5 protein-coding genes and 1 pseudogene are annotated in these 14,310 nt (G+C 52.1%); 5 read left to right on the forward strand and 1 reads right to left on the reverse strand.

Going from position 1 to position 14,310, the window contains the following annotated elements:
• The 3 genes and pseudogenes from BGO59_RS31800 to BGO59_RS31810 all read left to right on the forward strand — a co-directional run.
• Nucleotides 1-1,801, forward strand: a pseudogene (locus tag BGO59_RS31800) (hypothetical protein); the annotation flags it as partial.
• A 327-nt stretch (nt 1,802-2,128) separates the two neighbouring features.
• Nucleotides 2,129-6,100, forward strand: a complete 3,972-nt coding sequence (locus BGO59_RS31805) for an FG-GAP repeat protein (RefSeq protein ID WP_293691035.1) — start codon at nt 2,129-2,131, stop codon at nt 6,098-6,100.
• Nucleotides 6,101-6,172: 72 nt separating this feature from the next.
• The gene (locus BGO59_RS31810) at nt 6,173-6,529 is read left to right on the forward strand and encodes a LytTR family DNA-binding domain-containing protein (protein WP_293691037.1); all 357 of its coding nucleotides are present in this window, start codon (nt 6,173-6,175) and stop codon (nt 6,527-6,529) included.
• A 261-nt stretch (nt 6,530-6,790) separates the two neighbouring features.
• Here BGO59_RS31810 and BGO59_RS31815 read toward each other — a convergent pair whose 3' ends face one another.
• Nucleotides 6,791-8,635 carry a glycoside hydrolase family 2 protein gene (locus BGO59_RS31815; protein ID WP_293691039.1) on the reverse strand — a complete coding sequence of 615 codons (1,845 nt, stop codon included), beginning with the start codon at nt 8,633-8,635 and terminating at the stop codon, nt 6,791-6,793.
• Nucleotides 8,636-8,973: 338 nt separating this feature from the next.
• Here BGO59_RS31815 and BGO59_RS31820 point away from each other — a divergent pair, with 338 nt between their 5' ends.
• Both BGO59_RS31820 and BGO59_RS31825 read left to right on the forward strand, forming a co-directional pair.
• A complete protein-coding gene (locus tag BGO59_RS31820; protein ID WP_293691041.1) occupies nt 8,974-10,542 on the forward strand; it encodes a response regulator in 1,569 nt (522 codons plus the stop codon).
• A 124-nt stretch (nt 10,543-10,666) separates the two neighbouring features.
• A complete protein-coding gene (locus BGO59_RS31825) occupies nt 10,667-14,269 on the forward strand; it encodes a response regulator (RefSeq protein ID WP_293691043.1) in 3,603 nt (1,200 codons plus the stop codon).
• Nucleotides 14,270-14,310: the final 41 nt, after the last annotated feature.

Genomic DNA, 14,310 nt, shown 5'->3' on the forward strand with positions numbered 1-14,310 from the left:
AGGGGCTTATCAGGAAGACGAAGATGCCTCGGGGGGCAATACGCTCTCTAACGCGGGTTCAGTCTACGTGTTCAGCCAGAACCAGGGGGGCACCGACAACTGGAGTCAGGTGAAAAAGATTGTCGCCACCGACCGGGGGGCTGGGGATCAATTTGGCTTTTCGGTGGGCATCAGTGGCGGTTTGATTGTGGTGGGGGCAAATCAGGAAGACGAAGATGCCTCGGGGGGCAATACGCTCTCTGCTGCGGGATCGGCGTATGTGTTTAGTCAGAACCAGGGGGGCACTAATAACTGGGGACAGGTCAAAAAGATTGTCGCCAGCGATCGGGCTGCTAACGATTTTTTTGGTTATTCAGTGGGCATCAGTGGCGGTTTGATTGTGGTGGGGGCAAATCAGGAAGACGAAGATGCCTCGGGGGGCAATACGCTTTCATCAGCGGGCTCAGCCTATGTGTTTAGCCAGAACCAGGGGGGCACCGACAACTGGGGACAGGTGAAAAAGATTGTCGCCACCGACCGGGGAGCTGACGATGCTTTGGGCCGTTCGGTGGCCATCAGTGGCAGTTTAATTGTGGTAGGAGCTTATCAGGAAGACGAAGATGCCTCACGGGGCAATACGCTCTCTAACGCGGGTTCGGCCTATGTGTTCAGCCAGAACCAGGGCGGCACCGACAACTGGGGGCAGGTCAAAAAGATTGTCGCCAGCGACCGGGGAGCTTCTGATAATTTTGGCTGGTCGGTCGCCATCAGTGGCAGCCAGCTTGTGGTGGGCGCCCCTTCAGAAGCCGAAGATGCGTTGGGTACTAATACACTCTTCTCGGCCGGTTCAGCCTATGTGTTCAGCCAGAACCAGGGCGGCACCGACAACTGGGGACAAGTCAAAAAAATTGTCGCCAGCGACCGGGGGGCTTCTGATAATTTTGGCCGTTCAGTGGCCATTAGTGGCAACCAGCTTGTGGTAGGGGCTTATCTGGAAGACGAAGATGCCTTGGGTACGAATACGCTTACCAATTCAGGTTCGGCTTATTTCTTTGGACCGACGGGGGTGATCACCCTTGCCGGGTTTGCCGCTGCACCCAACCCGGTCTGCGCTGGTAGTGTGACCACCTTTACCGCTACGATGGGCAATGTGATAGGCCCCTATACCTATACACTCACCAACGGTCTAAGCACCACCACCGTAACCACCAGTAACAGCGCCTTCAGTCAAAGCTGGACAGCTGCCGGGTCGGGCACGCAGAGCTTTACCCTGACCATAAGTGCCAACAGCCAAAAAGCCACCGCCAGCACCACCCTGACCGTAAATGTCCTACCTTCCCTGACGGTCACAGCCACGCCCAGCCTGACGATCACGTCGGGCAACACGGTTACGCTGACCGCTTCGTCCGGGTCGCCGGCCGGGGCTACTTCCTACACCTGGACGGGCAATGTGCAGTCGGCCACCTTCACGGCTGCGCCCACCCTCACAGCGACTTATTCGGTTACGGCGCTGTCTGCCTCGGGCTGTACGAGCATCACCAATGTGACAGTTACGGTAAACAGTACCGGTTGTACCCCAGTGGCCTCCACTACAGAATCCATGACCTGGACCGGGTCGGTCAGTTCGGATTGGGCTAATGCCTGCAACTGGAACCCTAACGGCGTTCCTGGTCCGGGCAACCCGGTGGTGATCAACAACGTGACCAACATCCCGGTTGTGGGCAGTGGTACAGTGGCGAAGTTTAAAGCAATATCTATAAACGCAGGGGCCAGGCTGAGCATCGGTGCGGGTGGTTCCGTAGGAATCGGGCCAGTGCCATAAGCGTTACGGTGATCAATTAGGGCCTGATTAGCCCTATAGACAAGGCGTATGGATTGGCACTCGAAGGAGCCACAACTACCTTTATTGACTCCGGTACGTTTCTGATAACGAGTACGGCCAGCCTGCCCAGGTCAACACCAACGAAATTACTTATGTCAACATAAGTTAAAAAATAGGCTCTATTCGGGGCCTATTTTTTGCTAAAAAGTGGCCCATGTCCAAAATGAGCAAAAGAATGTCTGAAATGGGTTAACAGCGAGGGGGGGATAATGAAGAGCTTTGGGGGTAGCCAACAAGGGCTATCTACTCACAAGATTTTCGTCTTCGATGCATCATTTCTACCCCCGATCAACGACTCGTTTTAGCCAATCTCTGGCAGTGATTGTTGACTTCTGTCGAGCCAAACGTAGCCGTCCGGGAGGGCTGTGGCTCCTGGCGTTCTTGCTGTTTTTATCGAACCGGGGTCTGGCCCAGGACTGGAACCAGATCATCAAAACAGCAGCTTCAGACCGACGCACGCTTACCTCACTTGGTCGGGCGACTAATGATCAGTTTGGTTATTCGGTCGCTATTGATGGTGATTATGCAGTAGTCGGTGCCAATGGGGAATCCGAGGATGCCGGAGGAATGAACACACTGTCGAGTGCGGGTTCAGCCATCGTTTTCAAACGGGTGAACGGCACCTGGACCCAGATCAAAAAGCTGGTAGCCTCCGACCGGGCTGCTGCTGACTATTTTGGTTATTCGGTGGCCATCAGTGGGAGCCTCATCGTGGTAGGGGCCAATCTGGAGAATGATGGTACGCTCTCGAATATGGGGGCTGCTTATGTGTTCAGCCAGAACCAGGGCGGAGCCGATAACTGGGGGCAGGTCAAAAAGCTGGTGTCCTCCGACCGGTCTACATTTGATTTTTTTGGCACTTCGGTTGCCGTTAGTGGCAGTACGATTATAGTGGGAGCCATTGGGGAGAGCCTGGATGCTGCAGGCGCTAATAATATGAACGGAACGGGGGCAGTCTACATGTTCAGTCAGGACCAAGGGGGAACTAACAACTGGGGTCAGGTCAAAAAGCTCGTGGCCTCCGACCGGAGCCCCAATGCCCGTTTTGGCTGGTCAGTAGCGATTAGTGGGAATACCATCGTGGTGGGCGCCAACTTGGAAGACAAGGATGCGTCGGGAAGTAATCCGCTCACGGATGCGGGCTCGGCCTATGTGTTCAGTCAGAATCAGGGGGGAGTTAATAACTGGGGACAGGTCAAAAAGATTGTCGCCACCGACCGCGCTGCTGCTGACTTTTTTGGTTATTCGGTGGCCATCAGTGGGAGTCTGATCGTGGTGGGGGCTCCTCAGAACGATCTGAATTCTACAAGTGGCAATCCAGGTTCAGCCTATGTGTTCAGCCAGAATCAGGGGGGCGCCGACAACTGGGGACAGGTCAAAAAGATTGTCGCCAGTGACCGGGCAGCCAATGACTATTTTGGTACTTCAGTTTCCATAAGTGGGAATACCATCGTGGTGGGGGCTAACAAGAACGATCTGGATGCATCGGGTAGTAATACGCTCACGGATGCAGGTTCGGCCTATGTGTTTAGTCAGAATCAGGGGGGAGCCGAAAACTGGGGACAGGTCAAAAAGATTGTCGCCAGTGACCGGGCAGCCAATGACTATTTTGGTTATTCGGTGGCCATCAGTGGCAGTCGTATTATGGTGGGGGCCTACCAGGAGGACGAAGATGAATCCGGTAACTATTCGCGCACTTCTGCGGGCTCGGCTTATGTGTTCAATCAGAACCAGGGCGGCACCGACAACTGGGGACAGGAGCAGAAAGTGGTTCTGAGTGATTACTTCGGTTCTCAGTACTACGGCTTTTCGGTGGCTATCGATGGGGCGTATGCGGTGGTGGGGGCCTATCAGGATTACACCGATGCCAGCAGTGGTCAGTCCGTACTCAACGCGGGATCGGCCTATGTGCTCAAACGGCAAAACGGTACCTGGACCCAGATCAAAAAGCTAGTGGCTAGTGACCGGGTGTCAAATAGTTATTTTGGCTATTCGGTGGCCATCAGTGGGAATACTATTGTGGTGGGGGCTAGTCAGAATAGTCAGGACGCAGCAGGTCTTAATATGCTCCTTGCTTCGGGAGCGGCCTACGTATTCAGTCAGAACCAGGGGGGCACCGATAATTGGGGAGAGGTCAAAAAGCTGGTGGCTTCAGATCGGTCAATTCTTGCTCTGTTTGGTACGTCGGTGGGTATCAGCGGCAGTACCATTGTGGTGGGCGCTATGTGGGATAGCCGGGATGCATCAGGGGGGAATTCCCTCACTAATGCTGGCTCTGCCTACGTATTCAGTCAGGACCAGGGGGGAACTAACAACTGGGGGCAGGTCAAAAAACTAGTTGCCAGCGACCGGGGTACCAATAGCTATTTTGGTTTTTCCGTAACAATCAATGGTAACATTATCGGGGTGGGTGCCTACGGAGAATCTAAAGATGCTTCGGGAGAGAATACGCTCACTTTAGCGGGATCGGTTTACCTGTTCAGCCAGAATCAGGGAGGTGCCGACAACTGGGGACAGGTCAAAAAACTCGTCGCCAATGACCGGGTCGCAAGTAGCTGGTTTGGCAATTCGGTCGCCATCAATGGTAGCACCCTTGTAGTGGGAGCTAGTCAGAATAGTCAGGACGCAGCAGGGGGCAATACGCTTACTAATGCCGGTTCGGCTTACGTATTCAGTCAGAACCAGGGCGGCACCGACAACTGGGGACAAGTCAAAAAAATCGTCGCCAGCGACCGGGCAGCTAATGACAACTTTGGCAATTCGGTTTCCATCAGTGGGAATACCATCGTGGTAGGGGCCGTTGCTGGATCTGGCGATGCATCGGGCGGCAATACGCTCCCGAATGCGGGTACAGCCTATGTATTCAGTCAGAACCAGGGCGGTTCCGACAACTGGGGACAGGTCCAGAAACTAGTGGCCTCCGACCGGGGGACGGGCGATAAGTTTGGCCAGTCGGTGGGCATTAGTGGTGGGCAAATTGTGGTGGGGGCCTCGCTGGATGACGAAGATGCGGCAGGAGCCAACTCCCTTTCCAATACGGGTTCGGCCTATTTCTTCGCATCTTCGGGAGTGACCCTGACGGGCTTCAGCGCTAATCCCGCTACGGCCTGTGCGGGTACTGTTACCAGCTTCTCGGCCAGTATCGGCAACCTGACCGGCAGCTACAGCTTCACCCTTACCAACGGCACCAGCTCCACCAGCGGAACCGGCAGCACCCCAACCCTGACCCAGAGCCTGACCGCTACTGGCAGTGGTACCCAGATCTTCACCCTCATCGTCAGCATTAATGGCAGCCCGATCACAGCGACAACGTCCCTGCTAGTCAACGCAGCACCCGTGGCTAGTATTCTTAAACCCGCCAGTTCAACCTTAACCTGTACCACCACCAGCCTCAGCCTGACGGCCACCGGGGGCAGCACCTACCTGTGGGAGGATGCCAGCACCAATGCCGTGCGCACTCTGACCACGGCGGGTACCTATTCAGTGAAGGTGACCGACGCCAACAGTTGTACCGCAGCGGCCACCACCACCATCACCAGCAACACGGTGCTGAGCCTGTCAGTGGGTTCTAATCTACCCCAGGCCAATGTGGGGGTGGTCGTTAGCCTGACGGCCAGCGGAGCCACCACTTACCAGTGGACGGCTCCCTCGACGGTTGTGTTGACCAGCCCCAGCACGGCTTCGGCCCTGTCGGTGAGTCTGACCACGGCCGGTGAGCAGCGTTTCACGGTGGTGGGCACTTCGGGGGTATGTTCCCAGACTTCGGTGGTGAGTGTGACAGCGCTGGCTGGTCCCGACCTGTCGGCCATCATCACTATGCCTAGTGGGAACTTCTCATCGGAGGAGACCAAGGGGCTGCTGATGCAGTTGCAGGAGGTGAACGGCTCGACGGCCAGCGGGGCCGTTGTGGTGACCATCACGGTCCCGACGGGCTACAGTGTAAGCTTCGACAATACGTTAACCAGTATTCAGGTCTCGGGGGGAAGTCTGGTGAGTGTGGCCAATGGGAAGTGGACGTTGAGTGGCAGTGTGGGTAGTCAGCAGTTACGGATCAGTCTGAACGGAGGGGAGTCGATCGGAGGTCACAGCACGATGGATGTTGGCTTCTGGGTAAGTCGAACCAGTGCCAACGGTGGCAGTCGTTCCAACATCACCATTAGTGTGGCTGACGACAGCAGTGGGAGTTACGATGTGAACCGGCTCAACAACATCTACGCCCGCGTCATCACGGCTCAGTAAAACCCAGGCAGGGCACAGAACCGCTAATTCTATGCCCTGCCTGGGGTTATCTTCTTTACTTAATTTGAGTTTATGCGAAACATTTCATCCTCTTCTAAAGGAAAGCATTGTCAGTTCGATCCGCACGCCATTCTGTATATCACCGGCGAGGTCAACTATTGTTATCTCCACATGGTAGACGGACAAGTAATCCTTATGGCCCGCACGCTGAAATGGTATGCACAACGGTGGCCTCACTTCCTCCGGGTTCATAAGCAGGCGCTGGTTAATCCGATGTATGCCTGTCAAATCACGCTGGCACCCCACCTGCGGTTGCCCTCGTATGTGGTCATGAGCAATCAGAGCCGACTCCCCATCTCCCGACGGCGCTTATCGCTGGTACGCCATCAGTTAAGTACCGTTTCATGTTCGACGACTAGCCAGCAATAACTGGTGCTGGCTGCGCTGGGTTGCTTATAGTCCAACCGTATCGCGCTTGATTCCTACCCGGATTGTACCCGATCACCAGATGGGGACGAATCGGTAGCTAGTTACAACATCTGGGGAACCTGGTAAAGCCATTTATTGACACGCCGAAGCTCTAGAGCGTATTTTTTGCGGTAAAAGGCTTTTTTCTGTTCGTTGGGTAATGGTAAGGCTCCGTCTGGGGCCTTTTTTTGTGTATTTGTAGAGGATGGCCAAACGGCGGATTTATACCAAGCCAGGAGACGGTCTGGGAGTTGACTGGAGCAGGCCAGAGGGTACCAGTAAGTCGCCCGATTTTGTATCTATCAGCCCATTCTGTTCGTCTTCGATATTCGTGGCCTGGGTATAAATATCGCCTGCGATCGGGTACTGTTGTAACGCCTGTTTGAAGAGCCGGATGGTTTCCGCCCGATCGCTGGAAGTTGCCGGGCCTCCGTAGTTTGCAAAACCAAAACCGCCCCATTCACTCACCAGCAAAGGGACTTGCCGACGGTAAAAGAATGGATCCCCAACCACCAGCGGAAAGGCGGCTACCCCGGTAAGTTCACCGGCACTAAGTCGATCAAGCAGCGTATGCCAGTACGTCAGGTCGGGTGTATACAGGTGTGCGGTCAACAGATCTGACTTAAGCCGACCTTCAAACGAAATATGATGCCAGCCATCGTTATCGACAATAAGGAATTGCGGATAAGCCAGCTTCATGTAATGATACATGTCCATGATGTATTGCCGGGCTTCGGTATTGCTGGCTATATCCTGAGCCCCCCAGTCCTCATTGTAAAGACTCCAGATCACCACCGACGGATGCGAACTGATAAGCGACACCATGCGGAGCAGTTCGGCCCGGTGGTTCTGGCGGCTGCGAGCTGTTGAGCTATGTGGACTGGGAACTTCTACCCACAGTAAAAGCCCTAATTTATCGGCCAGGTTATAAATGCGTGGGTCAACCCCGGCAATGTGCACCCGCACCAGATTACAACCCAGTTCTTTCATGGCCAGCATATGCTGTTTCATCTCCTCGTAGGTAGCTGTGCCGGGTTGATATAGAATGCCATCCAGGTAGATAGATTCGTTGTTCAAGTAAATTTTTCGGCCTCTGGCTTCAACCTTGCGGAGGCCAAACAGACTTTCTATCTGGGCACTATACCCGTTGGAGTCAATCAGTTGGGCAATCAATTTATAACGTCGGGGAGAAGCGGGCGACCATAACCCGGCACCCTCTATATCCAGTACCAGCCGCTGCTGCTTCTGACCAGCTTCGAGCCGGAGAGGGAATTCGGCGCTGGCCATCGGCTCGGTGGCTTGCAGGTCGTAAACGGTTAGCCGTACCTGATAATCGCCCGGATCATGAATGCGGGTAGTAATACTGAATCGGACCAGGCGGTCTTCTACTTCGCTCACCACCCCGACTCGCGAGCGCAATCGATTCCGTTCGACGGTTTCCAGCCAGATACTACGTACGGCACCCGTGTAGGTTTGATACCAGATTCCCCCGCGCTTATACACATGCGACTCCTGTTTCCCCCGTGGAATTTCGGCATCCATCGTATCGGCAATCCGAACCGTCAGGCGGTTGTTTGGCCGAAGGTGTTCTTCCGGCAATTCGTAGGAAAATGACGTATACTCACCGAAGTGTACGTCTTCATTTTCGATGGTCCGTAGTAAAAAGCCGTTGAGCCAGACTCGGGTTTCATAGCCACAGGCGCCAAACGTCAGTTGAATCATGGAGCGGGAGTGGGGCTCGGTTCGGGTAGGCAACGTGAACTCACGTTCATACCAGGCGATAACCTTATCATTCCAGGAAGCCGGAACACTTAAGCCTTTTGCCTGCGCCAGGTGATCTTCAATGGAGCCGGGCCAGTGCGCTATTCCGTCGTATTGATGCCCCACGTACCATTGGTCGAGTATGCCACGATCGTCGGGGTCTAGCGCAAACTGCCAGTCGCCGTCGAGCAATATGTAATTATTAGGCCGTAGCACCGCTCGGGGAAGTAGATTTTCTTCTTCGGGACCAACGACCGTTTCGGGGCGGCTGGCCGAAAAACTCGTGTTCGGATGTTTGGCTTCCATGTACTAGCGACTACCTGTGATGAGGTGAGGGGTCAAGTTTGCGGTAAAACCAGTTTGCCAGGACAAGGTTGGCCGCAGCCCTTACTAGTGAGGGAGTGGTTGCAGAAGAGGAGTTGTAATTAACCGATTGATAAGTGCCCGACTACTAATAGGGCGCTCGTTTACGGATGAACGTTCACTTTGGGGGCATACGCTAAATGAATTTGGAAGCACGGCCTTCCCTGTTCTATCTTCACCAACAATTTTCGAAACAATCATTGAGTTGGATAGGTTTAAATCTAGTTTATATACCCGTTTTGAAGTTCGCTTAGCCTCAGCGTTTTAACCAATAAACTTTCATGATTCTTATCGTTGATGACAGGCCAGAGAATATAATACCCCTGAAAAAAATTCTGGAACTGCATCGTTTTTCGGTCGACACCGCCGAATCGGGTGAAGAAGCCCTCAAAAAAATACTGAAAACGGACTACTCAGTCATCATACTGGACGTTCAGATGCCCGGAATGGATGGCTTCGAGGTAGCCAATGCCATTTCGGGCTTTAGTAAAGCCCGGGATTCATCGATCATTTTTCTGTCGGCAGTAAATACGGAAAAGCGATTCATCACCAAAGGGTATACATCGGGGGGGATAGACTACCTCACCAAGCCCGTAGATCCAGATATTCTGGTTCTGAAAGTGAAAACGCTGGATAAGCTCTATCAGCAACAGCATGAGTTACGGGCCACGCAGGATTCGCTACGTAAAGAAGTTAATGTACGTAGGCAGGCTCAGGAAGAACTTGCCAAACGAATGCAGGAATTACAGGCTGTACTGGCTTCGTTACCGCAGATGGCCTTTGCCATTAAACCCGATGGAATTGTTGAGTACGTTAATGAGCACTGGTTTCGCTACTCGACCGATGCGAATACCTTTCCAACGATGCATCCCGATGATGCAGGTGTTTGTGACGACTGGCATCAGGCGTTGGAGCAGGGCGAGGAATTTACCCGTGAAGTTCGGTTGCAGGAGCTAGGGACACAATCGTATCGGTATCATCTTTTGCGGATTATTCCAATTGTACGCGATGGCGGTCGGGTTCGATGGATTGGCACCTTTACTGATATTCATCCACAGAAACAGGCGGCCGAATTGCTGGAGCAACAGGTCAATCTGCGGACAAGTGAACTGCTACTGAAAAACACCGAGCTGGAGCAGACAAACCACGAATTACAACAGTTTACGTGGGTCGTTTCGCATGATCTGAAAGAGCCACTACGAAAAATTCAATTACTGAACGACACCATCCGGGAGCGGTTCCTGAAAGATAACCCCGAAGCTGTGCTGTACCTGGATCGGTCGATTCGCTCGTCGGCCCGAATGGCTGAATTGATCAAAGACCTGCTTACCTATTCGCAGCTTTCAGAACCGGAGCCGTTTCAACCGACCGATCTGAATGGCTTGATTCAGGAACTACTGCTGGACTTCGATGACCAGATTAACCGAAAAGGAGCCACGATTTCCATTGATCCACTACCTGTGCTGGATGCCATTCCGATGCGACTCCGGCAGGTTTTTCAAAACTTACTGAGCAATGCGCTCAAGTTTACAAAACCCGACCAGCCCCCCATCATTCATATCCGGTCAGAGCGGGTGGCAACAAAAGATATCGACGCAGACCCATCGCCCGAAGGGCCCTTTTGCCGAATCACGTTTACCGATAACGGCATTGGGTTTGATGAAAAATTCCTGAAACGCATCTTCATTATTTTTCAGCGGTTACACAATCGAACTGCTTATGAAGGAACCGGGATTGGACTGGCTATCGCAAAAAAGAATATAGATAAACATCATGGTCTGATTTCGGCGCGTAGCCGGGTCGATGAGGGGGCCAGTTTTATCCTGATTCTACCCATAAACCAAGTATGATGCTACAGTATGATATAGGATGTAGAATATATGATGTATGGTAGTTAAAGTTAAGGTTTCTAGAAGCATACATCCTACATCATATATCCTACATCCTACATATCCAAAATAGCTTTCCTCTCTTATGCCACGTTACTCAAGTTCAAATTCGGTCGTTCGACAGTTGCAGATTGTCTTTTCGTTTTCGACACTGTTGCTCCTGATCAGCCTGATTGCATCGTTTTACAGCATTCAGCAGCTGATCGAAAATTCGAAGCTGGTGAATCATACCAATGAGGTACTGATTGAATCGGAGAACATCATTTCGTTTATGAAAGATGCTGAGACCGGGCAGCGCGGCTACCTCGTTACGCTTGATCCACTCTTTTTACAGCCGTACAGTGGTAGTTATGAGAAAGTAGCGAATAGCTATAACCGTGTACTGCAATTGACGGGCGATAATTCGCCCCAGCAGAAAAATCTGGCAGAGGTTAAACGTTTGTACGAGGCCAAGTTTGTCCAGATGCAACGGGTGATCGATTTGGTTAGGGGGCATAAGGCGTTTGCCTCAGACACCATCAACCGTCATCGGGAAATGATTCGGGGGAAGCAGATTATGGATACGCTGCGGGCAACCATCAATACCATAAAAGTCCAGGAGCAGAGTATCCTCAAGCGTCGAATCGAACAACAGGATATTTACATTACCTATACGCCATTTCTGCTGGTGATTGCGGCCATTATTTCGATGCTGATCACCAGTTTCACCTACGTGCGCATTAAACAGGATCTTGACGATCGGATTGCCCACCAGAAAAAGGCGGAAGAAAAGTATATTGAAACCAATCAGCGAATTGCCGTTCTGGAAGATATTACCCACGATATTGCTGAAGGGGATTATGCCGTACGGAGCGACGATACCAAAGACGATGACCTGGGCCGTATCGGTAGTGCACTCAACCTGATGGCCAGTGCCTTGGAACGAACATTTATTGATCTGCAGAATCGTACCTGGCTACAGACGGGTTCCGTACGAATAAGTGATGCCATCCGGGGGCAGCGTGATTTGTCAACGCTAAGTACCAACCTGATCAATACCCTTGCCGAATACCTGAACGCCCCCGTTGGAACCGTTTATTTAACCGAAAACGATCGGCTGTACATGCTGTCGGGGAGCTATGCCGTGCAAGGGGCGCCCCGAAGCGTTGTGGCAGGTAATGGATTGGTAGGACAGGCTATTCAGGGTAAAAAAACGGTAATTGTACGGGATTTGCCAGCAGATTATAGTCGTGTAAGCTCGTCGGTAGGCGAAAGTCGCCCCACGTCGCTGGTTATTGTGCCGCTTTTGTTTGCCGATGTCTGCGTGGGCGCTGTTGAGTTGGGCTTTTTTCGTGACCCCAGACCGCTGGATATCGAGTTCCTGGAAATGAATCAGGAGTCAATCGCTATTGGTGTCAATGCGGCACTTGATTACGTTAAGCTTCAGGCACTGTTCGAAGAGACGCAGGCGCAGTCTGAAGAATTGCAGTCGCAACACTCCGAACTCGAAAATCTGAATGCCGAACTGGAGGCTCAGGCGCAACGGTTACAGGCTTCGGAAGAGGAACTTCGGGTGCAGCAGGAAGAATTGCAGCAGACCAATACCGAACTGGAAGAGCGTGGCTTATTGCTGGAGGAAAAAAATGATGAGATCCAGCGAAAGGCCGACGAACTGGAACTGACGACCCGATACAAGTCGGAATTCCTGGCGAATATGTCGCATGAATTGCGAACACCGCTCAACTCCATCTTGCTGCTGAGCCGATTGCTGGCCGAAAATCATGAAGAAACGCTTACGGCGGAGCAGATCGAATATGCCAAAGTCATCCAATCGTCGGGGAATGGACTGCTTGGCCTGATCGACGAAATTCTGGATTTGTCGAAGATTGAAGCCGGGCAGATGAAGCTCGATTATCAGGAAGTGCCGATTGCTGAGCTTACCGACGAACTCCAGTCGCTGTTTGCCTTGCTGGCCAAAGAAAAAGGACTTGATTTTTCGATTCGTGTGGCCCCCGATAGTCCGGCACAGATCACGACCGATCGGATGAGGCTGGGGCAGATTCTGAAAAACCTGTTATCGAACGCACTTAAATTCACCGCTGCCGGTAGTGTTAGCCTGACGATCAACCGGCAACCAGGCAATGCAAACCGGCTTCTGTTTGTTGTGAACGATACGGGTATCGGTATCCCGGCCGAAAAACAGCCGCTCATTTTTGAAGCATTCCAGCAGGCTGATGGCTCAACAAAGCGTAAGTATGGCGGAACGGGGCTGGGGCTGTCGATCAGCCGTGAGCTGGTTAAGCTACTGGGGGGCGAAATTACACTGGTTAGTCAGGTAAACGAAGGTAGTACGTTTACCGTCAACGTGCCAATCCTTCAGAATGAAGAGCAAACGCTTCCTGAACCTGTGTCTGCTCCGGCCGAACCAGCACCACTGCCTCCAGCGACGCCCCCAACTCCTGAAGTAAAATACATTAGTTCTGTAATCCCGGAAGCCATTCCTGATGATCGGAACAATCTTACCGAAAAGGATAAAACTATACTGATCGTCGAGGACGATGCGAATTTCGCCAAGTCGCTGCTGGAGTATTCTCGTAAGAAGGGCTACAAGGGTATTGTAGCCGTTCGGGGGGATGAAGGGCTTAAGCTGGCTGGCCTGTATAAACCTGTAGGTATTCTGCTCGATATTGAACTCCCAATTATGAGTGGCTGGCAAGTCATGGATGCCCTGAAGGCTGACCCACAAACCCGTCATATACCAGTGCATATTATGTCGTCGCACCGGCTCAAGAACGAAAGCCTGATGAAAGGGGCTATCGATTTTGTTGATAAGCCTATGGCTTTTGAACAGATGCATGAGGTGTTTAAAAAGATCGAATATGTACTCAGCCGCGACTCGAAGAAGGTACTGATTATTGAAGATAACCCGAAACATGCCAAAGCGCTGGCGTACTTTCTGGAAACGTTCAATATCAACTCGGAGTTGAAGAGCACTGTGAAGGATGGTATCGATGCCCTAAAACGAAATGAGATCGACTGTGTCATTCTCGACATGGGGATTCCTGATCATAAAGCCTACGAAACGCTGGAAGAGGCTAAGAAAACCCCAGGTCTGGAAACACTGCCGATCATTATTTTCACCGGCAAAAGCCTGTCGATGGCCGAAGAACTGAAGATCAAGAAATACGCCGACTCGATCGTTGTCAAAACGGCCCATTCGTACCAGCGTATGCTTGACGAAGTATCGTTGTTTCTGCACCTGATGGAAGAAGCCAAGCAAAGTAATGCGAAAGGGAAAACGAAGAAATTGGGAGCATTGGGACAGGTTCTGAACGAAAAAACCGTACTGGTCGTCGATGATGATGTACGCAATATTTTCTCACTGTCGAAAGCGCTTGAGCAGTTCAATATGACAGTGGTGGCAGCGCTTGATGGCAAAGAAGCATTACAGAAACTGGAGGAAAATCCGGCTATTGATGTGGTATTACTGGACATGATGATGCCCCATATGGATGGCTACGAGACGGCTCGAAAAATCCGTGAGAATTACCAGTGGCGCAACCTGCCTGTGATTGCTGTAACGGCTAAAGCGATGATCGGCGATCGGGAAAAATGCATTCAGGCCGGAGCTTCCGACTACATTACCAAACCAGTAGATATTGATCAACTGGTGTCCTTATTACGCGTGTGGCTCTATGAGCGCATTTAATTGAATTCTGCTTGCGGTTTTTTCTATTTTGCTGGCAGGCT

The organism is Spirosoma sp. 48-14, assembly GCF_001898575.1.
Lineage (GTDB): Bacteria > Bacteroidota > Bacteroidia > Cytophagales > Spirosomataceae > Spirosoma.